Raw genomic sequence first — 25,936 nt, 5'->3', positions numbered from 1 at the left:
TAAAACAAATATAATCAAATAATGGTTTTTGCCACGAATTACACGAATTTTCCCGAATTGCATTTTGTTAATTAATATTTGAAGTTTTATTTCCTGTCTGAAAATTTTAAAACAGGCATTTGCTTTTAAACAAAAAATTAGCGCAAATTGGTGTGATTCGTGGCAAACCTTTTTTTAAATTTGACAAAAAGAATTTCTAAATGAGCATAAATCTTAAAAGCCTTATCCCGGTTCTTGATGCCGAATGGATTGGCTCAAATTCGGATATTTTTATCGATCATATTTCGATCGACAGCCGTTCACTTCAAAACGGATCCAAAACTTTGTTTATCGCTTTGTCTGGCGTTAACAACGATGCTCATTTATATATAGCAGAATTAATTGATAAAGGTGTTCAGAATTTTGCTGTTCAATATATTCCAGAAAATGTAAAAGGAAAAGCTAATTTTTTGGTCGTAAAAAATACCTTAAATGCATTACAGCAATTTGCAAGTTATTACAGAGATTTATTTGATTTTCCAGTTATCGGCTTGACCGGAAGCAATGGCAAAACGATTGTAAAAGAATGGCTTAACTTTTTGTTGAGTCCAGATTATAATATTATCCGAAGTCCTAAAAGTTACAACTCTCAGGTTGGTGTTCCGTTGTCTGTTATTGCCATAAATGAAAAACACAATCTGGGCATTTTTGAAGCCGGTATTTCAACGGTGAATGAAATGGAAAAACTTGAAAAAATCATCAAACCCACAATAGGAGTGCTTACTAATATTGGAACTGCACATGATGAAGGTTTTTTAAATTTAGTCCAAAAGATTGATGAAAAACTCCTTTTATTCAAAGATTGTCCGATAATTATATATCAAAAAACAGAAGTTGTAGCGTCATGTTTAACTCAGTTTGTTGCAGAATATATGATCCATCCCCGAAAACTTTTTTCGTGGAGTTTTACAGATAATTCTGCCGATGTTTTTATTCTGAAAAAAGAAATTAGAAACGAAATTACAACTATTCAATACCAATATAAAAACGAAATTTCAGATTTAGAGATTCCTTTTAATGATTCTGCTTCAATAGAAAATGCGATTTCATGTCTGTTGGTTTTGCTTTATTTTAAATATGATTCTAAAACCATTCAAAATCGCGTACAAATGTTGTATCCGGTTCAAATGCGTTTGGAAGTAAAAAACGGAATCAATAATTGCAGTATAATTGACGACAGTTACAGTTCCGATTTTCAATCGCTTAAAATAGCTTTGGATTTCCTGGAAAGCCAACAAAAAAAGAACGCTACAAAAACAGTAATTCTTTCAGATATTTTTCAGAGCGGATTTTCAAATGAAGAATTGTATTCTAAGGTTTCGCAATTAGTTTCAGCTAATAAAATTAATCGCGTAATTGGCATTGGCCCAATAATTTCTTCTTTTGCAGCTAAGTTTTCTAACTGTATTGCATTTCAAGATACAGCTTCGTTTATTGAAGCTTTTGAAAGTTTAAATTTTAATAATGAAACGATTTTGATTAAAGGCGCAAGATCTTTTCAGTTTGAAGAAATTGTTTCACTTCTTGAAGAAAAAACACATGAAACAGTTCTAGAAATAAACTTGGATTCCATTAGCCATAACTTAAATTATTACAAATCTAAACTTGCCGAAGATGTAAAAATCATGGTCATGGTAAAAGCTTTTGGTTATGGAAATGGCGGTTTGGAAATTGCAAAATTACTGGAACATCATAAAGTAGATTATTTAGGTGTGGCTTTCGCCGATGAAGGAATTTCGCTAAAAAATGGCGGAATCAAATTACCAATTATGGTTTTAAATCCAGAATCCACAAGTTTTCCATCGATTATTCAATACAAATTAGAACCAGAAATTTATAGTTTAAAAGGATTAAATGCCTTTTTGAAAATTGCTAAAGAAAAGAATCTAAAAGATTTTCCGATTCATATTAAAATGGATACCGGAATGCATCGTTTAGGTTTTGAAGAAAATACAATTGATGAGTTGATTCAAACTTTAAAAAATAATTCAACGGTTAGAGTTCAAAGTGTATTATCACATTTGGCAACAAGCGATGATCCAAAACATTTTGGTTTTGTTGAAAAACAAATAGGTTTGTTCGAAAAATTATCTTCCAAATTAATGTCAGAATTAAATATAAATCCGATTCGTCATATTCTGAATACTTCGGGAATCAGTAATTTCCCAAATGCACAATATAATATGGTGCGTTTAGGAATTGGTTTGTACGGAGTTTCCAACGATTCATCGGAACAAAAATATTTGGAAAATGTTGGAACATTAAAATCGATTATTTCACAAATCCGAACAATTCCAAGTGGCGACAGCGTAGGTTATGGACGTCGTTTTATGGCTGAAAAGGAAACAAAAATTGCGACAATTCCAATTGGTTATGCCGACGGAATTTCGAGATTATGGGGAAATGAAGTTGGTTTTGTAACCATAAAAAATCAAAAAGCCAAAATCGTAGGAAGTGTTTGTATGGATATGTTGATGGTCAATGTTTCTGATATTGATTGCAAAGAAGGCGATTCAGTGATTATTTTTGGCGAAAGCCCAACTGTTATAGAAATGGCTGAAGCATTAAAAACAATTCCCTATGAAATTATGACCAGTATCTCGCAGCGCGTAAAACGGATATTTTTCAGATAGAATTTTTAAACCATATAAGTTATATAAGTTCATTTTAGTTGAACTGCTTTTCTTTTTTTTACTTAATTATATCATTTCGACAGCATCAAGCTTATGTTTTATATGGTGCAAAAGAGAAAAGAATGTGGTTTTTTCAAGAAAATTGCGTATTTTCGGTATTCACTAATTATAAATGTAAATAGATACGGTATGGGATTTTTTTCAGAATTTAAACAATTTGCAATGAAAGGCAACGTAGTCGATTTGGCTGTCGGTGTTATCATTGGTGCTGCTTTTGGTAAAATTGTCAGTTCATTTATCGAGAATGTTATTACACCACTATTATTAAAACCAGCTTTAGATGCTGCTCATTTGTCGACGATCGAAGAATTGACTGCCTTTGGAGGTGTTAAGTATGGATTGTTTTTATCAGCTGTAATTAACTTTATAATCGTTGCTTTTGTTTTATTCTTGATTATTAAAGGAATAAACAAACTTAAAAAAGAAGAAGCTCCAGCTCCACCTGCAGGGCCAACTCAGGAGGAATTGCTTACACAAATTAGAGATTTATTGAAAAATAAATAAAAATATAATACCGCTACACTAAGTCTAACTTAACCACCTTCTAAAGAGGTGGTTTTTTTACAAAATGTTTATTTTATAACAATTTGTTATTTTTTGTGAATCACCTTGCCAAGACTTTTATTATACTTATTTTTGCCGTATAAATTTGATTATAGAATTATTTAAAGATATAAAAATGAGAATTGCAGTTGTAGGTGCTACCGGAATGGTTGGCGAAGTAATGCTTAAAGTTTTAGCAGAAAGAAATTTTCCTGTTACAGAATTAATTCCTGTTGCATCAGAAAGATCAGTAGGAAAAGAAATTGAATACAAAGGAACAAAATATAAAGTAGTAGGATTGCAAACAGCTGTTGACATGAAAGCTGACATCGCAGTATTTTCTGCTGGAGGAGATACTTCATTAGAATGGGCTCCAAAATTTGCAGCTGCCGGAACAACCGTTATTGACAACTCATCTGCTTGGAGAATGGATCCAACTAAAAAATTAGTAGTTCCAGAAATCAACGCTTCTGTTTTGACTAAAGAAGATAAAATTATTGCAAACCCAAACTGCTCTACTATTCAAATGGTATTGGCTTTGGCGCCTTTGCATAGAAAATATAATATTCAGAGAATTATTGTTTCTACTTACCAATCAATCACTGGAACTGGTGTAAAAGCGGTAAAACAATTAGAAAACGAGTACGCTGGAATCCAGGGTGATATGGCTTACAAATATCCAATTCACAGAAATGCTATTCCACATTGCGACAGTTTCGAAGAAAACGGATACACTAAAGAAGAAATGAAATTAGTTCGCGAAACTCAAAAAATTCTTGGTGATAATACTATTAGAGTAACTGCTACTGCAGTTCGTGTTCCAGTTGTTGGAGGACATAGTGAAGCAGTAAATGTTGAGTTTACAAATGATTTTGATGTAAATGAAGTTCGTGAAATTTTACACCATACAGATGGAGTAGTGGTTCAGGATAATTTAGATACGTTCACTTACCCAATGCCATTATACGCTGAAGGTAAAAATGATGTTTTTGTTGGAAGAATCCGTCGTGACGAAAGCCAGCCAAACACATTAAACATGTGGATTGTTGCTGATAACTTAAGAAAAGGTGCTGCAACAAACACAATCCAAATTGCTGAATATTTAATTCAAGCAGGTTTGGTTTAAGCCGAGAGATTAAATTAAATTGTTATAAAGAAAAAGCCGTAATTGCAGTGATGTTATTACGGCTTTTTTGATTTATCTGAGTACAGAAAACCCGACAGGTTTTTTAAACTTCATAGTTTTGTCATTTCTGACTGAAAGGAAAAGATGTAAAAACATTAAAAAAAAAAGGCGAGAATTTTTGGTTCTCGCCTTTTACTATTTTTTAATATTCCGGAGCCAATTCTAATTCCAGACCTTCTAATTCTTCAGTAATTGGAATTTGGCATCCTAAACGGCTGTTAGACTTAACGTAAAATGCTTCCGAAAGCATAGCTTCTTCTTCATCTCCCATTTCTGGTAATGCAACATCATTTAGAACATAACATTGACAAGATGCGCACATTGCCATTCCGCCACAAGTTCCTTCAACAGGAAGTTCGTATGCTTTGCATAACTCCATTATATTCATTGCCATGTCAGTTGGAGCCTGTAATTCATGAATAACTCCTTCTCGATCTTTAATCTTTATTAATACATCCATTTTAATTATGGGAATTTTATTGTAGGATTTTATAACTTGAAAAAATCCCTGTTTTCAATTTAACTTGTTGGTTTTAGGCTGAATGCATATTCTTTTCTTGTGCTATCTTTAAGATGCATTTTTACACCCAGCATGTTGCCGCTTTTTTCAAGCAACGTAATTATTGCAATTACAGAATAATAATCTTTACCGCCTTGAAAAACTAATGTTCCTTCGTATGTTGAATTTACAACTCCCTGTTTGTCTGTTGTTACAGAAACTTTTCTAGGATGCGAAAATTCAGCGGTACTGTAAGTTGCTTTATTTGCAAATTTTGCTTTTCCTTCAGCAAAATCATATAAAAAATCATAATTGCCAATTCTCAAACTGCCTTCGTCGCTACCAGGGGTAGTGTTAAAAACAATTTGTCCTGAATATTGAAAATCCGACCATTCTTCTGCTTCATTTACCCAAGCCTTGTCAACAATTAGAGTTTGTGCTTGCTGAGCATAATTTACAGATACAAAAAACAACAATAAAAATAAAGTGTAATAGTGTTTCATAAATTTAAGATTTAGGGTTATTTTACAAATTTAAGTTAAATAAGTAATAATAGCCCCACTAAGCTTCTTAAATCTTTGTGTTCTTTTTTGCTAAATTCACAATATTTGATATGATTTAGATTATTTTTGTTGTTAAATGCAAGAAAAACACTCAAAAGAGCTATTATTCTTGTTAATAATCTAAAATCATAAACGGTGGCAAATTTAGATTTTATTACATAATATTTACGACAGTTTCAATTTGCGGTGCATATTTTTTAATCGTCGTTTCAACTCCAGCTTTTAAAGTCATTTGGTTAACGCTACAGCTAATGCATGCGCCTTCTAGACGAACTTTTACATGTTTATCTTCATCGATAGAAATTAGCGTAATATCGCCTCCGTCAGATTTTAAAAACGGCCTTATTTCATCTAAAGCCAATAAAACGTTATTTGTTAATTCTTCTGTTGTCATGATATTTAATGTGTCAATTATGAAAATGTGTCAATTAGAAAATTTAATTCATTATCTAATTGGCACATTATCTCATTATCTAATTATTTTTTCACTGCCGAACATCCTGCCATAGTTGTAATTTTAATGGCTTCTGTTGCTGGCAAACTTTCGTTTCTGTTTACAGTTTCTTGTACCACATTTCTAGTGATTTCTTCAAAAACAGTTTCAATTAATGATGCTGTTTGCAAAGCAGCTGGGCGTCCATAATCTCCTGCTTCACGAATAGATTGTACAATTGGAACTTCACCTAAAAATGGTACATTTAAATCAGCTGCAAGGTTTTTTGCTCCTTCTTGTCCAAAGATATAATATTTGTTTTCTGGTAATTCTTCTGGTGTAAAGTAAGCCATGTTTTCAACAATTCCTAAAACCGGAACATTGATGTTGTCTTGCATGAACATTGACACTCCCTTTTTAGCATCGGCAAGTGCAACGGCTTGTGGTGTACTTACTACAACAGCACCTGTGATAGGAAGCGATTGCATGATCGAAAGGTGAATGTCTCCGGTTCCTGGAGGCAAATCTAAAAGCATGAAATCAAGTTCTCCCCAATCAGCATCAAAAAGCATTTGGTTTAAAGCTTTTGCTGCCATTGGACCTCTCCAAATCACAGCTTGGCTTGGCGCTGTGAAAAATCCAATAGAAAGTATTTTGATCTCATAACTTTCAATTGGTTTCATTTTTGATTTTCCGTCAACCGTAGTCGAAATTGGTTTTTCGTTTTCAACATCAAACATAATAGGCATTGAAGGTCCGTAGATATCAGCATCTAAAATTCCAACTTTGAATCCCATTTTTGCAAGAGTTACAGCAAGGTTTGCAGTAACAGTTGATTTTCCAACTCCTCCTTTTCCAGAAGCAACGGCAATAATATTTTTGATTCCTGGAATTGCACGACCTTTGATTTCGACTTTTTCAGGAACTTCAACTTTAATATTTACTTTGATTTTTGCATCAGCCGAGATTAAGTCATGGATTGTTTTTTTAACATCGTCTTCTGCTCTTTTTTTGATGTGCATTGCTGGAGTGTGAAGTACTAAATCTACTACAACTTCATCGCCAAATGTAATAACGTTGGCAACAGCACCGCTTTCAACCATATTTTTTCCTTCTCCAGCTATAGTGATTGTTTCTAGAGCTTTAAGAATTTCTTTTCTATCTAATTTCATTTTTAATGTAGGTGTTTTCTAATGATGAAACTTATTTAAGCACTATGTTTATTTAAACCTGTTTCAGACTGCAAAGATAACAGATTAAGTTCGGATTCTTACTTTTTTTGAATCGTATTTATTGATATCGAAATTATTCAAAATGATGGAGTTGTATTTTGTTTAAGCGATTTTAAAAAGAAGAAACAAAATTAAACTAAAGAAAAGTAAAATTTAAGCTTAAAATTGAAAAAAGAAACCCGCCAAGATTCTGATTTGGCGGGTTTCCTAAAAAAAATGGTCTACAAGTTATTCGTATTTTAAATATTTCAAAACATCAATTTTAGTTACTTGATAGGCTTTTGTCAAAACAATCACCAAAGTAAAAAACAGTAATGAAACTAATGCGATTGAAAAAGGCAAAGTCGAAATATTGATTCTAAATGCATAATCTTCAAGCCATTTTTGTAATAAAATATAAGCCGGTACGATTCCGATTCCAAATCCAAGCAGGCAGAAAAGAACATATTGTTTTGATAATTCTTTCAATAAAATATCTGTTTCTGCGCCGAGTGTTTTTCTAATTGCAATTTCTTTCAGTCTTCTCTCCATCGAAAATGATGCCAAAGCAAACAATCCGAACACAGCAATTATGATTACAACTAGATTTAGAATAAAAAACAAGTTTTTTTGCTTGATTTGTTCCTGATATGTTCTTGCAAATCCTTTGTTAACAAATTCATATTCAAAAGGGTAATCTGGATTTACATTTTTTGCCCAATAGGTTTTTAATTTTTCTAAAGTTTCTGTCAAATTGTTTGGAGACACTTTTACAAAAATATTGTTGAAATTATTCCATCCCAAAGTTTTTATGTTTACAAAAACCATTGGAGGCACTTTGTTTTGTAAACCCGTAATGTGGAAATCTTTTACGATTCCAACAATTTTAAATTTCAAATTCCCACTATCGTTTTTAGACCAGCCCGAAGTAATTATTGTGTTTATTGGGTTTTTTAAATTCAAAGTTTTAGCAAGTGTTTCATTGATCAACATGCTGCTCACGGTGTCTGAAGCAAATTTTGGAGATAAATCACGTCCTTCGACAATTTTAATTTTCATCATTTCCAGAAAACCAAAATCCATTTCTACATTTCGAGGCTGAACAAAAATACCATTATGTGTAAATCCAGAACTTGAGTTTGTGCTTCCGCCAAAACTTCCAGCAAAAGTAGAAACATCAACTACGCCTGGGATTTTTTTGATTTCTGGTTTATCAACACCATATTGTTGTGTTCTTTTTTGTCTGTCTGGTTTGTTGTACGGAATTGAAATTACTTGATCCCCACTAAAACCAAGATCTTTGTTCATCATATAATTTACCTGCGAATTGACAATCAAGGCACCGATGATAAAAAAGGCTGCAATTCCGAATTGAAAAATAAGCATTGAATTTCGAATCCAAATACCGCTTTTGCTTCTTGAAAAATTGCCTTTCAATACTTTTAAAGTCTCAAAATTCGAGATATAAATGGCAGGAAAGATACCTGCAAGTATGATTACTAATCCAAAAATCATAATTAGCTGCAGGTAAAATTCGCTCCCATTCATGGTTAAAGTCTTCTTCAAAAATGTATTATAATACGGCAACGAAAGTTCTACGATTGCAAGTGCAAACACAATAGCAAGTATAACAATTATTGCAGTTTCAAATATAAATTGAGAAATGATTTGGTTTTTGGTAGCACCCACAATTTTGCGGACACCAACTTCTTTTGCGCGTTTGATTGCTGATGCTGTTGCTAAATTAATGTAGTTTACCAATGATAAAACCAAAATCAAAATAGACAGCCCTCCCATAATATAAAGCAGTTTTAAATTACCAACTCCTTCTGGGTAATTTTGTCCTGCCGAACTTTTTGTTCCGTGCAAGCGGGATGTCTTTAATTGGTCAATAATAACCTCTACTTCACCGTTTTCTTTTACATATTGTTCTGGTGTTTGTCCATTTTCTTTGGCATCTTTTAAAGTTCGGTTTACATAATTTACATTTTGCATTTTTTTCAAAACAGCCACTGGATCAGCACCTTTTTTGATTTTTACTAATAAACCATAATTGAAATTTCCCCAACTGTTAATGTCATTTTCACGTTTTACACCGCTAAAAACATAATTTGGCTCCATTGAAGAAGGTTTGGTAATTCGATAAACTGATTTTACAGTGTAAGCATTTGTGCCATATGTGATCGATTTGTCAATAGGGTCTTCGTTCTTGAAAATCAATTTTGCCTGATCTTCGGAAATTGCAACGCTGTTTTTCTCTTTTAAAACATTGGTTTTAGCACCTTTTAAAATCTCAAAAGGGAAAAAATCAAAAAAACTTTCGTCGCTTACAGTAATCTTTTTAGCCATTAATTTTTGACCTTGATATTTGATGATATCTTCATCGTACCAAGTGTTAAAGAAGCAGATTTTTTCAATATCAGGAATTGTAGCTTTGCAGGTTTCTCCAAACGGAATCGAGTTGGATCCCCAAGTGTCGCCCGTTGCGCCAATTTTGTTCAGAACCATATAAGCGTTTTCTTTATTTGGATTCCATTGATCATAAGCATGTTCATTGTTCCAATACAAAATTGCGAAGATTACGCTGGCAACCCCGATGCTTAATCCCAAAACATTCAAAAACGAAAACAGTTTGCTTTGTTTTAAATGATAAATAAATATTTTAAACCAGTTAGAAATCATGGTATTAGTTTTTGTAGTTATTTAGGTTTTTCAACCCGATTAGTGTTTTAAATTAAAGCCCATATTTTGCAGACAAATTCTACCAGAATTACAATTGCTGCTACGATAAATTTTACCATTTTTCTCTTATTTAGCGTCCATAAAAACATCTACATTTCTCTGATTTAATTTTTCAGAGAATATCACACCGTCTTTCATATGAATGGTTCTTTGTGAGAACGAAGCATCATAATCTGAGTGGGTTACCATCAAAATTGTTGCGCCTTTTGCGTGCAAATCGGTTAAAAGTTCCATTACTTCGTTACCGTTTTTACTGTCTAAGTTTCCTGTTGGCTCATCGGCAAGAATGATTTTTGGATCATTAACCAAAGCTCTCGCAACGGCAACTCTTTGTTGCTGACCTCCTGAAAGCTGTTGCGGGAAATGTTTCAAACGATGTGAAATATTCAATTTCTCGGCAATAGCTTCAATTTTTTGTTTTCTTTCTGATGCTTTTACGTTGTTGTAAAGCAAAGGCAATTCGATATTGTCATAAACAGAAAGTTCGTCGATCAAATTGAAATTCTGAAAAATGAATCCGATATTTTCCTTGCGAACCTGCGCTCTTCCTTTTTCTTTAAGACCAATCATTTCTTGGTCTAATAATTTATAACTTCCATCAGTAGCGCTGTCTAAAAGCCCAATGATGTTTAATAAAGTCGATTTTCCACAACCTGAAGGCCCCATGATAGTTAAAAAGTCCCCTTTTTTAATTTCTAAAGAAATACCGCTCAATGCTGATGTTTCTACTTCTTCCGTTCTAAAAACTTTGGTTAAATTTTGAATCGTTATCATTTTTGTTAAGGTTTTAAATGTTGTTAATTACGTTTTTTGATTGATGATTGAAATGATGATTATTTTTATTTGTTTCAGGTTTCAGGTTTGAAGTTTCAGGTTGTTTCGTTGCGCAAAACTTGAAACGTGAAACTTCGAACTTGAAACATTTATTCATTACTAATTGAAAGCTCCTCAATATCCTTATAATCTGAATACGATGACGTAACTACAGATTCGCCTTCTTTTAATCCTTCAAGAACTTCATAATACGACGGATTTTCTCTTCCTAATTTTATATTTCTTCTTTCGGCTTTATTTCCTTTTACTACAAAAATCCATTTTCCTGCGGTTTCTTGGTTAAAACTTCCTTTTGGCAGCACCAGTATTTTGTTTCTTTCAGATAAAATCAGTTTTACGCCAAAACTAAGTCCGTCTTGTAGCACGATATTTTCTTTAGATGTAAAAGCCAATTCTACTGTAAAGTGCCCGCTTTTTACTTCTGGAATTACTTTGGTGACAATAACTTCAAGATTTTTTCCTTTAAATTCAACTTGGCCTTTTAAACCTTCACGAACTTTTTCTAAATAAAATTCATCTACATCGGCAGCAAGTTTGTATCCACGTTTTGAATCGATTTTTCCGATACTTTCACCAGCTTGAAATGATTTTCCTAAAACAGGTTCAAAAGAAGTTAACCGACCTGTTTCTGGAGCTGTAATCAGGAAATTCTTTTTGTTGTTTCTTAAAATTTCCAAACTTTTTTCCATAGTCTGAATCGAGCGATTGATTTGCGAAATCTGAACTTGATTGGATTGTTTTTCTTTCTGAATACTTTGCTGAATGGTTCTTTTTCGTTCTTCTTGAAAGCGAAGACTTTCTTTAAAAGTATTCCAGTCGTTTTTAGAAATCACATCTTTGTCATACAATTTCGAATTCATATCATATAATCTTTTGGCGTCGTTGTAATCATGCTCGATCAAAACCAAATCTTTGTTTAAATTCAATTCCTGATTTCTAATATTTAGTTTTCCGGTATTCAAATTGTTGATTTGCTCAATAATTGCAGTTTCCTGAGTCAAGTAATTCAACTCTGTATTTGGGTTGTATAAACGAGCAAGTGATTGTCCTTTTGTTACCATTGCGCCGTTTTCAACAAAAATCTCTTTTACTGATCCTCCTTCTGTAACGTTTACCAGCATGACATTCAAAGGTTCGACTTTTGCTTGAAAAACCACAAAATCTTCAAAAAAAGCTTTTTCAACTTTTTGGATTGAAAGTTCTTCGGCTTTTACATTCAAGCTTCTTTTGGTATTAAAAGAAAAAAAGATGATTGTGCCCAAGGCTAAAAAAACTCCAATTGCTATTGTGAGATATCTAATTTTTCTATTTTTACGAGGAATTACCTTGTCCATTTTTTTAATATTTTACTGATAATCAATAGGTAAATACTGTGCCATAAAATTTATTATTTGTAAAGTATTGATTTTAAAGAAGCTTTAAAAAACACTTAAAAAAAGTAGTGTTCGATAATGAACAGTTGACCGTTCAAAACCGGACAAAAAAAATCAACATGAGAAAAAAACAAGCTCAAATATTAATTGTTGACGATCAAGAAGAAATTCTCTTTTCGGCAAAAATGATTCTGAAAAAATATTTTGAAACCATTTTTACCACTAGTAGTCCGAAACAAATTATTTCAATTTTGAATGAAAATGAAATAAATGTGGTTTTGCTCGACATGAATTACCGAATTGGTTTTGAAGATGGGCGCGAAGGAATTCATTGGCTAAAAGAAATCAAAACACTTTCTCCCAATACCATTGTGATTTTAATGACGGCTTTTGGTAAAATTGATACCGCAGTCGAAGGAATTAAAATGGGCGCTTTTGATTATGTTTTAAAACCTTGGAACAACGAAAAGTTACTTGAAATAATTGATAAGGCTGTCGCCGAAAGCCGAAAAAATAGTAAAAAGCCAATTGTTGAAAAAGTCGAGAAAAGATATTTTGTTGGAACTTCTCAAAAAATAAAACAAGCGTATTCTATTGCCGAAAGAGTGGCAAAAACAGACGCCAATGTTTTGATTTTAGGCGAAAACGGAACTGGAAAATATGTTTTTGCAGAATTCATTCATCAACATTCAGAGCGAAAGAATGAACCTTTTGTGCATGTTGATTTAGGTTCTTTGAGCGATAATTTATTCGAAAGTGAACTTTTTGGATACGTAAAAGGTGCGTTCACCGATGCTAAAACCGATACTCCAGGGCGCTTTGAAAATGCGCAAAACGGTACTATTTTCTTGGACGAAATTGGTAATATTCCGCTTCATTTGCAGTCAAAATTATTGCACGTTTTGCAGACAAAAACAGTGACGCGTTTGGGAGAAAGCAAAGCAAGACCTTTGAATGTTCGAATTATTTCGGCAACCAATAATGATATTAAGGCCGAAGTAAAAAATAAGATTTTTAGAGAAGATTTGCTGTACCGAATCAATACTATGGAAATTAATTTACCGCCTTTGCGCGAACGAAAAGAAGACATTGTTCCGATGGCAAATTTTGTTTTGGAGCAAATTGCAGAAAAATACAATCAAGAAAACTGGCGATTTGAAGAAAATGCTGCGCCATATTTAGAAAAATATCCGTGGAAAGGAAATGTTCGTGAAATGGAAAATAAGATTGAGCGCGCGCTAATTTTGGCCGACAACAATACTATTTCGGTTCATGATTTGGATATTTTGGATTTTGAGGAAATTCAGGAAAATGACGAAAATCCGTTATCTGAATTGGAAAAAACAGCAATTGAAAAAGCACTTTTCAAACATCACGGAAATATCTCAAAAACTGCTGAAGAATTAGGATTATCAAGAGCGGCTTTGTACAGGAGAATTGAGAAATACGATTTGAAGAATTAAAGGAAAAGAAGAAAGAGCCAAGAATCAAGATTTTTTTGAGCCACAGATTTGCTTCGCCTGTTCGCTATCGCTCGGGTCACAGATTAAAGGGATTTTTGCTTTGTCTTAATTTTTAGTTTACCGCAGATTCTGCAGATCTAGCAGATAAAAGGGAATTTAATTTAATCCGCCAAATCTGCAGAATCTGCGAGAGAATTACATCAACAAAATTATCTTAATCATTTTATCCCGATAGTTATCGGGAGTGGCAAGAAAAAAAATAAAAAAAATGAAAAACTGGAAATTTTATAACGCTTTGTTTGTGAGAGTTTTATTTGTAATGATGCTCTTTTTTTTCTGCGTTTTTCTGATTTATAAAATGTTTTATTACAATGCGATTTTGGTTGGCGTTTTTGTTTTTATAATGTTGGCTGAAATGTATTTCTATGTCAAAAATCAATTGCAGTTTTATGACAGAACGTTGTTTTCAATCTTGAAAAATGATTTCACCACCAATTTTCCCGAAGAGAATAGAAGAGACAATTTTGAGAGTTTGTATCTTTTGTATGAAACATTGAAAGTGCAACAACAAGAACAAACATCAAAAGAATTGATTTATCGTTCGCTTTTGAACAATATTGATACTGCAGCTCTGATTTTGGAAAAAGAAAATGATGATTGGAATATTTTCTTGATGAACGATTGCTTCTCGGATATGTTTAAAGTGCCAAAAGTAAGCCATTGGAAATACCTTAAAAATTACCTTCCCGCGCTTTGTTTGGAAATTGAGAAAACAGAATTCAGTGAATTAAAATCGGCAATTTCGATAAAAATTGAAGAACAGGATTTGCAGACTTTTATGCTTCAAACTTCAAGAACGCAAAGTTATAACAAAGAATATTTTATCATTTTATTAGATAGTATTCAGCGCGTTATTGAGAAAAAAGAAAAAGAAGCTTGGATTAATTTGATGAAAATTATTTCGCATGAATTGATGAATTCCTTAACGCCAATTCGTGCGCTTTCGCAAAATTTACTCCATATTGTCGATCAGGAAAAACTAGAAGAAGATGATTTTGATGATATAAAAAGCAGTATTTCTACGATTATAAATCGAAGCGATCATTTGCAGGTTTTTGTCGAAAATTACCGCAAATTGGCCATGTTGCCAACGCCAACAAAAGTAATGACACCAATAAAAGAACTTTTTGACGATTGTCTTAAAGTGATGAGTCCGATTTTGAAATCTGAAAATATCGAGTTGATTAATGATATTCACAGTTCGCGTTCTATTTTGATCGATAAAAACCAAATGGAACAAGTAATTATTAATTTGATTACCAACAGTATTTATGCGTTAAAAGAAAAAACAGATAAGAAGATGTTTGTTTCAAGTTACACTGAAAATAACCGCTTTTTTATCTCCATTTCTGATAACGGAAAAGGGATTCCTTCTGAAATTCAAGATAAAGTCTTTCTTCCGTTTTTTACTACAAGAAAAGACGGCGCAGGAATCGGCTTAACACTTTCAAAAAATATCATCGAAGCGCACGGCGGTTACTTAAGCTATCAAACCGATGAAGATAAAACGAGTTTTGTGATTTGCCTGATTTAAAAAAATGAACCATATAAGTCATATAAGTTCATTTTATGTGTTGCGCAAAAATCTCTCGCAAAGTCGCGAAGTCGCAAAGAAAATTTAAAAATAAGCTTTGCGACTTCGCGACTTTGCGAGATTCAATGACAAAGTAAATCACATCAAACTTAATATGAACTTATATAACTTATATGGTTTAAAAATCAATTTCAGGTTGCCAAAAGTGTTTTTCGAAATCTACAATTTGGTTGTCTACAACTTTAACGCCTTCATTTTCTAAAAGTTGCTGCATTAAATTGGTTCCGTCAAAATGGAATTTACCGGTTAAAAGTCCTTTTTGGTTTACGACTCTGTGTGCTGGAATATCATCCATATTGTGAGAAGCATTCATTGCCCAGCCGACCATACGTGCAGAACGCGCAGTTCCTAAAGCTTTTGCGATTGCGCCATAAGAAGTCACTTTTCCATAGGGAATTTGTCTTGCAACAGCATAAACTCTTTCGAAAAAATTTTCCTCAGCCATAGTTTCGTTTTCTTAGCCACAAATTACGCTAATTTTCACAAATTATTAAATTGTCTTAATCTGTCCGATTTTTATTAATTATATGAATCTAAAAACTAATTCGTGGAAATTAGTGTAATTCGTGGCAAACTAATCTTTATCCGAAATAATAATTCAAAATATTAAAAAGCGTTGCAACAGCTACTAAACCAGTAATACTTCCGATAATAGTATTCATGTTGCGCATAAAGTAATCTGTTTTCTTTTCGATTCTTCCAAAGAAAGCAATGTAGCTGTATAAAATTCCGAAAGCGCCAAGAACAGAACCCAATACAAATGTTAGAATAACGGTGTTTTCAAATACAAAAAGATTGTATGAGGCCAGTGTTACGCTTACAACAACGTAATACGGAATTGGAAAAAAATTCAATCCAGAAAGCAACATTCCGAGAAAGAAACGGCTTTTTTTGCTGCTCTTTTTGATTTTCGTTTTTTTCTTTGCTACTGGATCTTTGGCAAAAAATAAAAAGTAAATGGTTAAGATCGAAAAAATGACAAAACCAACTTCACGTAAAAGCGTTACAACATCTGGACGATTATCTATTACACGAGCAAATAATACCGCAACAAAAGCTTGGAAAAAAATAACAAAAACAGCACCGACTACAAATGACAAAGCATTCTTTTTTCCCTCTTTCATTTTTATTTTGGCTGCTGTCATGTTGAGCAATCCTGGCGGAATTGTTCCAATCGCAGCGGCAATAAAACCTGAAAGTAATGGCGTAAGGTAAGTCATTTAGTAATTAAAATCGGTTAGGATAAAAGTTTCAAAATCAAGGTTAGTCCTTAATTTTGAAACGAATATACGTAATTGCCTTGTTAATTTCTAAATATTGTTTTTCGTAAAATGTCTGAATTGAAGTTACGACTTCTGGACTTCCTTCGTTTTTGTAAACATTATGGTTGGCATAAAGTACTTCATGTCCTTCGCCATGAAGCAATCCAAGCGTGTAGCCGTGCATAAATTCGCTGTCGGTTTTTAAGTTTACGACACCGTCTTTTTTCAGGATTTTTTTGTATAGTTTCAAGAACTCAGAATTTGTCATTCTGTGTTTTGTTCTTTTGTATTTGATTTGTGGATCTGGGAAAGTAATCCAGATTTCGTCTACTTCGCCTTCAGCAAAGATATGATTGATCAATTCGATTTGAGTTCGAACAAAAGCCACATTATGAAGTCCGTTTTCAACAGCGGTTTTAGCACCTCTCCAGAAGCGAGCGCCTTTAATATCAATTCCGATAAAATTTTTGTTTGGATATTTTTCTGCTAATCCAACAGAATATTCACCTTTTCCGCATCCTAATTCTAAAACTAATGGATTATCATTTTTAAAGAAATCAGAATTCCATTTTCCTCTTAAAGGCATTAAATCGCCTACAACTTCTTCTCTGGTTGGTTGAAAAACGTTTTGAAATGTTTCGTTTTCTCTGAATCTTTTTAGTTTATTTTTACTTCCCACTTTTACAAAAATTTTCCGCAAAATTAAGGAATATAAACGAATGAAAATAGTGTAATTCGGTTTAAAAAGTTTTCCGCCACGAATTCACGAATTTTCATTTTAAAATAATTCGTGAATTGCTTCGCCAATTCGCTGTCGCTCGGGGCGTGGCGAAAAAAAATATTTTTAACCGTAATGCGGTTCTGTGATTGGTTTTGATTTTGGATCTAAAGTTTCATCGTGTTGTGATAAATCCAGACCAATATGTTCTGATTCTTCAGAAACTCTCAGCGGAATAATAAAGTTGGTTACTTTAAACAAGAAATAAGCTCCGAAGAAAGTGAAAATTGAAACTAAAACCAGTGCCATCATGTGATGCCCGAAAACATTCCATCCGCCGTGGAGCAAACTTGCATCTTCGCCGTGAGCAAAAATGGCAGTTAAAATCATTCCCATAATTCCGCCGACACCGTGGCAAGCAAAAACGTCAAGCGTATCGTCGAATTTTTTAGAATATTTGCAGTTTACTGCAGTGTTAGAAACCAAAGCTGTGATAAAGCCAAAGAACATACTTTCTGGAACAGACACAAATCCTGCAGCAGGCGTAATAGCAACAAGGCCAACTACGGCTCCAATACAAGCGCCAAGTGCCGAAACTTTTCTTCCGTTCATTCGATCAAAGAAAATCCAAGTCAACATTGCGGCGGCAGATGAAGTTGTGGTGGTCGCAAAAGCCATAGCGGCAGTTCCGTTGGCAGCAAGCGCAGATCCAGCGTTAAATCCAAACCATCCAAACCACAACATTCCAGTTCCTAATAATACAAATGGAATATTAGTTGGAATATGCTGGCTGTTTTTTCTTTTTCCTAAAACAATAACTCCGGCCAAAGCTGCAAAACCAGAACTCATGTGAACTACAGTTCCTCCAGCGAAATCTTTAACGCCAAAATAGCTTCCTAAAACTCCCGTTGGATACCAAACAGCGTGGCATAAAGGGGCGTATATGAAAACAGTAAATAAACTGATGAAGACCAAATAAGAGATAAAACGAACACGCTCTGCAAATGAGCCTGTGATAATTGCTGGTGCAATAATCGCAAATTTCATTTGGAACAAAGCAAAAAGCATAAACGGAATCGTGCTTGCCAATTGTTTATGAGGCAAAACGCCCACATAATCCATAAAAGCAAAAGTGGTTGGATTTCCGAAGAAACTATAAAAATGATCGCCAGAACCAAAACCGACAGGTTCTCCAAAAGCCAAACTAAAAGCAACCACAACCCACAAAAGTGTTACAACGCCAAGGCAAATAAAACTCTGAAGCATCGTTGAAATTACATTTTTCTTGCCTACCATTCCGCCGTAAAAGAAAGATAATCCAGGCGTCATGATTAAAACCAGACAAGAAGAAGTCAGCATCCAGGCAACATCGGCTGGAACGATGTGATCAGTTGTGCCAAATTCAGACAATACATAACTATTTTCAGTCATTGCTGGCCAAAATGCACCGGTGATACACACAATGCTTATCATAATAAAGGAGATGATCCAGCGTTTTTCTATTTTCATTTTTTAAAATACTTAATGGAACCCTATTTTTTTTGGGGTCAAAGTTAAAAAAAATTAAATATTCTGATTTCTAGGGCTGTTAAAATAGTGGTATAGTTTTTATTTTAGCTAATTTTGCAATTTATGAATAGGTTTTTTGAGAGTATTTGATTTTAGACTTCTAAATTTACGTCAATATTGTCAATTTTGCTATAATTCTTTCGATAATATGTTTTGTAAAGCCTTATAAAAGTTAGGATTATAAGAATAAAACCGAAAAATGTTTATTTTTTTTGAAGCTTCGCAATCAAAGCATCTTCAATAGGTGCTTTTATTTTAGTTACGGCATCGACTTTATCATTTGGAATTGTCATTGATAGTACATAATGTTGGATTTTCCATTCTTTTCCAACTTTAACCAAAACACCAGAACCACGACAAATTTTCATTTGTGTATTCAGCAATTCATCAAACCAAGCGATAGTTCCAGTTTTGTCAAAAAATATGTGACGTTCTAAAGCGGTAAAATTCCAAGTTTTTCCTTTATCGAAATGCGGTTTTGCCCAAATTTTGAAATCTTTTTTGGTCCAATTTTCGGTAGCGTCTGTCCCAATGAAAATTGCATCGTCAGTCATGAGAGCAAAATAAGGTTCAAATTTAACATCGGCGGCAGCTTTGTGCCAAGTATCTAAAGTTAGATTGATTTTGTCTTTGTCGGTTTGGGCATTTGCAAAAGATGCAACGAATAATAGAAGCAGGAATGTTTTTTTCATGATTAATTAATTATTTGACCTTAAAGATATTAATTTTTTTAACCATATAAGTGATATAAGATAATTTAAAGACTTGCTGGGAAAGGGTTGCATGCAGATTTATTTTAATCTCTTGTGGTTTGTAAAATCTTTGTGAAGAAATACGCATTAAAAAATAGAAATCATTTTTAAATCTGCTCAGATCTGCATAATCTGCGTGAAACCAAAAGGCACAGTAATAAAGGTAATTTATACCAAAAGTTAAACTTTAATTATCTTATATCACTTATATGGTGGAAACCCAAAAACGAGTATATTTGAGTGCTTTAAAATATCACAATCATGAATCCGAAAATCTTTATAAGTTCGCTGGCTTTTTCGTCATTGCTTTTTATTTCTTGCAAAAAGGAATTAGAGCCTCAGGAAAACACAGCAACATCAGAATTGGTTCGATTAGGACTTGCAAAAGATACTACAAAATCAGCCACAACGACACCAGTTGTGCAGACGCAAACTGCGAATCCAAACACCGTTTTAGGAGAAACAAAAGGACTAAATCCTGCTCATGGACAACCAGGGCACCGTTGTGATATAGCTGTTGGAGCGCCTTTAAATTCGGCTCCGCCACAGCAAGGACAAGTTGTAGCGCAACCGCAAGTGGTTCAAGTAAACCCGAATCAGAAAAATGTGGTGACTACAACTACAACAGCTCCAGTAAAAGTAGCAAAAGGAATGAATCCGCCACATGGCCAACCAGGTCATAGGTGTGATATTCCGGTAGGTTCTCCTTTGAATTCGCCAGTAGTAAAACCTGCTGCGTCAAATACTGCGCAAAGCGGAAGCGCTTCACAATCGTTTACTGTAACGCCACCAGCTGGAAATAATCCAACTCCGGCGCTATTAAGTACAGAAACGACACAAACAGTAGCAGAAGGCATGAATCCGCCACATGGACAAGCAGGACACAGATGTGATATTGCTGTTGGAGCGCCTTTGCCGAAATCTTAAAAAAAGATTCTAAGGCACTAAGTGGCTAAGTTACAAAGTAAAAAAACTTAGAATCTCAGATTCTTAGTAACTTAGCATCTTTCAAAATAGACAAAAAAAAAGACGTTTCAAATTGAAACGTCTTTTTTTTTGTCTATTTTGAAATTTAAAAAGCTTTTTGTTTTTCGAAGGTTGTCGTTAGTGATTTTTTGATTTTGCTTAATGCGCCATTAAAAGCTTTTTCTAATGTTTCGGCGTGTTCTGTAACGGTAATAGGCTGTAATTTTTGCGGACGTACTTCGATTAAGCATTTTTTGTCGTGCAGACCAAATTTTTCTCCATTTTCATCCCCAAAGTGAACTTCAATGCGGGTAATTTTGTCTTCAAAACGGGTTAAACCTTTTTCTAATTCTGCAGAAAAGTAGCTTTCTAATCTAGCGTGTCCCTCAATGTTTTTGTCGGTGTTGATTTGAATCTTCATAATGGTTTAAATTTTATGATTGTCTCTCAAAGCTATCTTTTTTAGGATAAAAAGCCAAGCGAGTTAATAAAACATTATGAAATTTTTTTGCTATTCCCAAGAAGGCGGAATTTTGGATAATTGTTTTGTCCTTAAATTAATAACATTCATAATTTCTACCATGCAAGAACCTAGATTTTTCTTTATATCAGTGCTCCAAAAACGCAAGACTTTCCAATTCTGAGATTCTAAATATGCGTTTACTTCGAGGTCGCGTTGCATGTTGCGCTCGATTTTTTTGATCCAATATTCAGAGTTGGTTTTTGGTTTTTTCTTGATCTCCCAATCTTTTCCATGAAAGAATTCGCCGTCAACAAAAATGGCAATTTTTAAAGAAGTAAAAGTCAAATCTGGACAGCCAAAAACCTTTTTATTGTTTTTCCGATAACGCAATCCAATATGCCATAACGCTTTTGCCAAACGAACTTCGTCTTTGGTATTCGTGCCACGAATCATACTCATGACTTTGGATCGTTGTTCTGGTGTAAAACAGTCCATGGAAATTTAATTATTAAAGGGTTGAAATTTAATAATTAGTGGTATTTAATTGGTTATAGGTTGTTGGGGTAAAGTTATGTTATTATGGCATTTGTTTGTCTAAAATTATGTTTGATTTTTATTGTTTATCTTAAAATAGCTTCTTAAAAATCAATGCTTAAAACGAGTTTCATTATGATATTTAAGAAATTCAGGATCTGGTAGAAATCTTGATGGTAAAATTATATTTTGATTTTCTAGCTTCAAGAAATAATCGTCAACAGATTGTGATTTCTTTTGCTTGAATAATGTTGGAGAAATTTTGATTTTAAATTCAGTCGTAATAGTTAATAAACCATTTTCAAAAGCTTTATCGTGAAGTGCGTTAATTGCAAGTCCATTTTGAGGATTTAATCTGTTTTTTTTATCAACACTCCAAGGTTTTATATGACTAGCAATTAAAAGTTCTGGCTGTTGAATCCCAGTGATACAACAAGTATTGTTATATGATGCTAATATTGAGCTTCTGAAAAAAGATTGATTAACTCTGGCTTTTATAAGCTGTTCTCTAGTTTTTCCTTCCTTTAATAATTCAAATTCTGGAATATGATTTAATTGTTCAATAGGTGTATTTTCAAAATTTGATAGTAAAGTCTCACTTTCAAAAGCTAAAATATTCAAATTATTAAAAAACTCGTTCCATATTTCGACATCTAATTTACTTGTATTTGATGCGCCTTTAATTCCTCTTTCTTTCAAGCTTGGATCAAGACTTGCAAAATTTACAAGTTTGTAGGCAACTGCGTCTGGTGTTCTTCCAATAAGATTAGCGAGATGGATTACTTCAGGATTTAAACGATGTAATCTACCAAATGGTAATTTGTAATACAAATTAATGGTAAGAATTAGTTCATTTCTAGTCCAAAGTTTTTGTCCTTCTTTCATGTATTATTATTGTTGTTGTCAAATTCTAAAATAAATTTAAAACTGCATTCTGTGTTAAGACATTTATGTTTTTGAGAGAATTCAAATTCTTCAAGTATTTCTGTTCTGTTTCCGCATGTAGGGCAGGTGGTTGGCTGTTCAGAACTTAAAAACATTTCTAATTCTGTCATTGTATTGCTTGCTTTAAGAAGTTAGGGATTAAAGTTAGAAAAAACTTTGTGAGAGACAAATCAAATTTGGTTGTCGACACGATAATGGTATTTGCTTTCTAACTTAGAGTTATAAAAAATGATATTTCTTTTGAAACCGAGTGCCCTAGCCCTAATGGGAACGGCATCCTTTTGTGCCGGGGTTCGGCACAAAAGATATAGTGGACAGCAGGAAACAGCTTCAAATAAAAAGACTACTTCTCCTTCTTCCCCCGTTTAATCTTCATCTTTCCATTATCATCATAAGCAACCAAACGAAGAATAATCCCTTTTTCACGTACAGCATCACGTTCTGCCTTGGTAGCGAGTTTGGCGTCGTCTTTAGAATTTCGAAGTGGGATTGTCAGGGCTAAATTAGTGCCTCGACCAAAGGAATAAACGCCTTTTGCATCAAGATTTAAAACACTCGAACTTATCGTCAATTTATTGACATCGACCATTTCGCCGCGTAGTTTGAAATCACCAGACAAATCACTGAAGGTAATATTCTTGACGTCGCGAAACGGAAAAGCATATTTTCCCACTTTCATAATGGGTTCAAAGTTGACCAAAGCGCCTTGAGTGACGGTGAAATTCAGACTGCCGTGAGTAGAATTGGTGATTAATTCGCCATTGCGGTTCATTAAACCCGTAACATTGGCATTGCTGGTTAATTTTCCATGAATGTTGTTTGGTGTAAATGATTTGATTCCGAAGTTGTTGAACGATCGTAAAAAACTTGCAATATCAACTCGGTTTACTTGTGCGGTTGAACCAAAAGCGAAATTTTTTCCGCTTGGCGAGATTTCTGCATTAAAAGCGATATTACCTCCTGAAGTCTGGAGAAAACCGTTTTTAATAACAAGTTTTGAATTCAGCATCTGAACTGTTGCCGTTGTATTGGTCGCAGTCAATTTATTGTAATTCATTTTGTCTGCTTTAATACCAATTACGACGGAACATTTCTCAATTACATCTCGCAAATGACTCGAAATAGTAGGTTTTCTGTTTTTCATATTCGATTTCCTTTTTTGGGAAGTGGCTATAGCGCCCAAAAATTGTTTAATGTCTAAATTTGGACAATAAATTTTCCAGTTTACAACCATGCTTTCAGGTGCATCATAATATAAGTTGAGGAAGTTGTCGATTTTTCCTTCCATGAAAATGGTGTTTTTTTTATGCTTGTAGGCAATTTTTTTGATCAAGAGCGCTTGTTGAGTAAACTCCAGCTGTACGCTGACTTTTTCGGCATGAACATTCTTCGGGATAAAATGAAATGATGTATTCGTGATGTTTACATTTCCCAAAAACTTAGGTTTATTAATGTACAAATCAACAATGTCAAACTGAAAATTCAAGTTGGCTGTTGCGTGTCCTTCTGTAAACTGAATCCATTTCTCGTTGCTGATTTCGTTGAGCTTATCGACGTCAAAATCAGAACTTACAGTTCCTGTTGCAATTGGTTTCTCGAGATTATTGATCGACAATTGCGGAATCTTCAACGGAATATTTTGATAAGTTGCTGAAAAGCGAGTCAAAATTACAGCCGAATTGGCATCGGTAAAACCTTCTTTTGGTTTGAAATTATTAGTGAAAATTCCTTTGAAGTTGCAATCATTAAGTTGTCCGTCTGGAATGCTTAATTCATTGTCTTTAATAATGGCTTGAACCACAATTCTAGGATCGCCTGCAGCGTTCAAGTCGCCTTTAATGTCGCAATTCACGTCGATTGGTTTTTTTATATTGAATCGGTTTAATTTCGAGCTGATATTTCCAGACAGTAAATTAGATGCATTTTGCCATAAAATTGTTGTTCCGATATTAATTCCGAACAGAGAATTGTTTTTGGCAATATTGAAAAAAGCAACAATATCAAAAGAGTCAGTTCCAATTTTCAAGCCATCGGTCTTAACATCAATTTTTTGCTTTTCAGAAGAATAAGCAACTTTCAATGTTCCTTTGAGTCTTTTTTGTTTGGCAAAACTTCCGTGAACGGTATTAAAAGCCAAACTGTTGATTTGGGTATCTAGAAAAAGATCCGTTTGCCAATTATCGTCGTCATAATCTACTTTTGATTTTAGGCTGGCAACCGCAAAATCAAATAATTTATGTCCAACTTGATTATTAATCGTAAATCGAACATTGTTAAGATCAATCTGGTCAATTGTGGTTTCGGGCTTCTCTTTGTTTTCAGGTGTTTTTTTCTTTTTTGGCTTAAAAATATTGGAGTTCGAATACCCATCAGCCGCTTTGTAGATATAGATTTGTGCATCGTTGATTAGAACTTTGTGGATATTGATTTCCTTTTGAAGCAAACTGATGATATTTAAGCGCACTTCTATTTCCTGCGCTTTCAATAAAGTATGTTTGTGTTTTTCCCATTGATTGTCTTTAATCTCTACATCTTTTAGGGCCAAAGTGAAATTGGGAAAGCCAGTTAAAAATTTATACTGAAAATCGCCAATATGAAATTTACCATTGATATTGTTATTGATTTTGGTGTTTACTTTGGCTATTATTTCGGCTTTATTTCGATTGAAATAGATCGACAAACCTCCGCAAGCAATCAGCAAGAGTGCTATTAACCCTAAAATTAAAAACCCAAAACGTTTGGCGTATTTTTTAAAACCAGCCGATTGGAAAAAGACTTTTATGCGATGTAAAGTTTCTTTCATTTGGAAAATTTTAATGTTTGATTAAAGATACTACAAAAAAGAATCATATTTAATAAATTGATTTTCAAATTGCTGCTATGATGAATTTGCGATATCAAACCTGAATTTATGATATAATTATTTACAATACTTTTATAATCAAAACTAATTTGCGAATGGTGTTTGATTAGTTTTTAATTTTTAACTTTGTACCTCAGTTTAGGAAATAACAAAAAACGAGTCTCTCGAGACTAAAGCTGAAATAACATTTAAAGATAAATTATTATGGCATTAGCAATAACAGATGCTACTTTTGACGAAGTAGTTTTAAAGTCAGATAAACCAGTAATGGTAGATTTTTGGGCAGCATGGTGTGGTCCTTGTAGAATGGTTGGTCCAATCATTGACCAATTAAGCGAAGAATATGCTGGTAAAGTAGTTGTTGGTAAAGTAGATGTAGATGCTAACCAAGAATTCGCTGCAAAATATGGTGTGCGTAACATACCAACCGTTTTGGTATTTCAAAATGGTGAAGTAGTAGGAAAACAAGTAGGAGTAGCTCCGAAACAAGCCTACGCAGATAGTTTAGACGCTTTGTTGTAATCGTAAGATTATGATTTATATAAAAGAGGTTTGACGAAAGTCAAGCCTTTTTTATTTGTTTCCAGCAGTAGTTCTTTTTTTGCCACAAATTGCACAAATTGCACAAATT

24 protein-coding genes are annotated in these 25,936 nt (G+C 33.6%); 7 read left to right on the top strand and 17 right to left on the bottom strand.

Annotated features, from left to right (window positions below; all coding sequences use genetic code 11):
- Positions 1-200: 200 nt before the first annotated feature.
- From H600_RS0101030 to H600_RS0101020, 3 genes are all read left to right on the top strand, one after another.
- Positions 201-2,672 (top strand): bifunctional UDP-N-acetylmuramoyl-tripeptide:D-alanyl-D-alanine ligase/alanine racemase, encoded by a 2,472-nt coding sequence (locus H600_RS0101030; RefSeq protein WP_026727041.1) that lies wholly within the window; start codon positions 201-203, stop codon positions 2,670-2,672.
- 189 nt (positions 2,673-2,861) lie between these two features.
- On the top strand, positions 2,862-3,236 hold the full coding sequence (gene mscL, locus H600_RS0101025) for a large conductance mechanosensitive channel protein MscL (protein WP_026727040.1): 375 nt from the start codon (positions 2,862-2,864) through the stop codon (positions 3,234-3,236).
- Between the two features lie 175 nt (positions 3,237-3,411).
- Positions 3,412-4,401 carry an aspartate-semialdehyde dehydrogenase gene (locus H600_RS0101020; RefSeq protein WP_026727039.1) on the top strand — a complete coding sequence of 330 codons (990 nt, stop codon included), beginning with the start codon at positions 3,412-3,414 and terminating at the stop codon, positions 4,399-4,401.
- Between the two features lie 202 nt (positions 4,402-4,603).
- Here H600_RS0101020 and H600_RS0101015 read toward each other — a convergent pair whose 3' ends face one another.
- The 7 genes from H600_RS0101015 to H600_RS0100980 all read right to left on the bottom strand — a co-directional run bounded on the left by H600_RS0101015 (position 4,604) and on the right by H600_RS0100980 (position 12,077).
- Entirely contained in the window at positions 4,604-4,921 is a 318-nt protein-coding gene (locus H600_RS0101015) for a 2Fe-2S iron-sulfur cluster-binding family protein (RefSeq protein ID WP_012023404.1), read from the bottom strand.
- Between the two features lie 59 nt (positions 4,922-4,980).
- Complete coding sequence (locus tag H600_RS0101010; protein ID WP_026727038.1) at positions 4,981-5,463, bottom strand: hypothetical protein; 483 nt, start codon at positions 5,461-5,463, stop codon at positions 4,981-4,983.
- Between the two features lie 214 nt (positions 5,464-5,677).
- Positions 5,678-5,917, bottom strand: a complete 240-nt coding sequence (locus H600_RS0101005; protein ID WP_026727037.1) for a NifU family protein — start codon at positions 5,915-5,917, stop codon at positions 5,678-5,680.
- An 83-nt stretch (positions 5,918-6,000) separates the two neighbouring features.
- Positions 6,001-7,128 carry an Mrp/NBP35 family ATP-binding protein gene (locus tag H600_RS0101000; RefSeq protein WP_026727036.1) on the bottom strand — a complete coding sequence of 376 codons (1,128 nt, stop codon included), beginning with the start codon at positions 7,126-7,128 and terminating at the stop codon, positions 6,001-6,003.
- A gap of 288 nt (positions 7,129-7,416) precedes the next feature.
- The gene (locus H600_RS0100995) at positions 7,417-9,849 is read right to left on the bottom strand and encodes an ABC transporter permease (protein ID WP_026727035.1); all 2,433 of its coding nucleotides are present in this window, start codon (positions 9,847-9,849) and stop codon (positions 7,417-7,419) included.
- 126 nt (positions 9,850-9,975) lie between these two features.
- Complete coding sequence (locus H600_RS0100990; RefSeq protein ID WP_026727034.1) at positions 9,976-10,683, bottom strand: ABC transporter ATP-binding protein; 708 nt, start codon at positions 10,681-10,683, stop codon at positions 9,976-9,978.
- 149 nt (positions 10,684-10,832) lie between these two features.
- Positions 10,833-12,077 (bottom strand): efflux RND transporter periplasmic adaptor subunit, encoded by a 1,245-nt coding sequence (locus tag H600_RS0100980; protein ID WP_026727033.1) that lies wholly within the window; start codon positions 12,075-12,077, stop codon positions 10,833-10,835.
- Positions 12,078-12,235: 158 nt separating this feature from the next.
- Between H600_RS0100980 and H600_RS0100975 the strand changes: the two genes are divergently transcribed.
- Both H600_RS0100975 and H600_RS0100970 read left to right on the top strand, forming a co-directional pair.
- Positions 12,236-13,579, top strand: coding sequence for a sigma-54-dependent transcriptional regulator (locus H600_RS0100975; protein WP_026727032.1), 1,344 nt, complete (start codon positions 12,236-12,238; stop codon positions 13,577-13,579).
- Between the two features lie 268 nt (positions 13,580-13,847).
- Positions 13,848-15,173 carry a sensor histidine kinase gene (locus H600_RS0100970; RefSeq protein WP_026727031.1) on the top strand — a complete coding sequence of 442 codons (1,326 nt, stop codon included), beginning with the start codon at positions 13,848-13,850 and terminating at the stop codon, positions 15,171-15,173.
- 178 nt (positions 15,174-15,351) lie between these two features.
- Here the strand turns inward: H600_RS0100970 and H600_RS0100965 are convergent, their stop codons facing one another.
- From H600_RS0100965 to H600_RS0100945, 5 genes are all read right to left on the bottom strand, one after another.
- Positions 15,352-15,678 carry an MGMT family protein gene (locus tag H600_RS0100965; protein WP_026727030.1) on the bottom strand — a complete coding sequence of 109 codons (327 nt, stop codon included), beginning with the start codon at positions 15,676-15,678 and terminating at the stop codon, positions 15,352-15,354.
- Between the two features lie 136 nt (positions 15,679-15,814).
- Complete coding sequence (locus tag H600_RS0100960; protein WP_026727029.1) at positions 15,815-16,453, bottom strand: LysE family transporter; 639 nt, start codon at positions 16,451-16,453, stop codon at positions 15,815-15,817.
- Positions 16,454-16,496: 43 nt separating this feature from the next.
- Positions 16,497-17,174 carry a tRNA (guanosine(46)-N7)-methyltransferase TrmB gene (gene trmB, locus H600_RS0100955; protein ID WP_026727028.1) on the bottom strand — a complete coding sequence of 226 codons (678 nt, stop codon included), beginning with the start codon at positions 17,172-17,174 and terminating at the stop codon, positions 16,497-16,499.
- Between the two features lie 165 nt (positions 17,175-17,339).
- Positions 17,340-18,722: an ammonium transporter gene (locus tag H600_RS21740; RefSeq protein ID WP_035108232.1), complete on the bottom strand. Its 1,383-nt coding sequence runs from the start codon at positions 18,720-18,722 to the stop codon at positions 17,340-17,342.
- A gap of 263 nt (positions 18,723-18,985) precedes the next feature.
- Positions 18,986-19,474, bottom strand: coding sequence for a nuclear transport factor 2 family protein (locus H600_RS0100945; protein WP_026727027.1), 489 nt, complete (start codon positions 19,472-19,474; stop codon positions 18,986-18,988).
- A gap of 321 nt (positions 19,475-19,795) precedes the next feature.
- Between H600_RS0100945 and H600_RS0100940 the strand changes: the two genes are divergently transcribed.
- Entirely contained in the window at positions 19,796-20,461 is a 666-nt protein-coding gene (locus H600_RS0100940) for a hypothetical protein (protein ID WP_026727026.1), read from the top strand.
- Positions 20,462-20,606: 145 nt separating this feature from the next.
- Here the strand turns inward: H600_RS0100940 and H600_RS0100935 are convergent, their stop codons facing one another.
- From H600_RS0100935 to H600_RS0100915, 5 genes are all read right to left on the bottom strand, one after another.
- On the bottom strand, positions 20,607-20,921 hold the full coding sequence (locus H600_RS0100935; protein WP_026727025.1) for an HPF/RaiA family ribosome-associated protein: 315 nt from the start codon (positions 20,919-20,921) through the stop codon (positions 20,607-20,609).
- Positions 20,922-21,011: 90 nt separating this feature from the next.
- Positions 21,012-21,458, bottom strand: a complete 447-nt coding sequence (locus H600_RS0100930) for a very short patch repair endonuclease (RefSeq protein ID WP_026727024.1) — start codon at positions 21,456-21,458, stop codon at positions 21,012-21,014.
- Positions 21,459-21,608: 150 nt separating this feature from the next.
- The gene (locus H600_RS0100925) at positions 21,609-22,382 is read right to left on the bottom strand and encodes an HNH endonuclease (RefSeq protein ID WP_026727023.1); all 774 of its coding nucleotides are present in this window, start codon (positions 22,380-22,382) and stop codon (positions 21,609-21,611) included.
- The gene (locus H600_RS23085) at positions 22,379-22,552 is read right to left on the bottom strand and encodes a hypothetical protein (RefSeq protein WP_209320110.1); all 174 of its coding nucleotides are present in this window, start codon (positions 22,550-22,552) and stop codon (positions 22,379-22,381) included. The genes H600_RS0100925 and H600_RS23085 overlap by 4 nt, the downstream gene beginning before the upstream one ends.
- Positions 22,553-22,785: 233 nt before the next feature.
- The gene (locus H600_RS0100915) at positions 22,786-25,245 is read right to left on the bottom strand and encodes an AsmA family protein (RefSeq protein WP_026727022.1); all 2,460 of its coding nucleotides are present in this window, start codon (positions 25,243-25,245) and stop codon (positions 22,786-22,788) included.
- Positions 25,246-25,509: 264 nt separating this feature from the next.
- Between H600_RS0100915 and trxA the strand changes: the two genes are divergently transcribed.
- Entirely contained in the window at positions 25,510-25,827 is a 318-nt protein-coding gene (gene trxA / locus H600_RS0100910; protein ID WP_008466289.1) for a thioredoxin, read from the top strand.
- Positions 25,828-25,936 lie beyond the last annotated feature (109 nt).

The sequence above is a fragment of the Flavobacterium denitrificans DSM 15936 genome (assembly GCF_000425445.1).
Lineage (GTDB): Bacteria > Bacteroidota > Bacteroidia > Flavobacteriales > Flavobacteriaceae > Flavobacterium > Flavobacterium denitrificans.
This window is presented reverse-complemented; position numbering and strand designations above follow the sequence as displayed.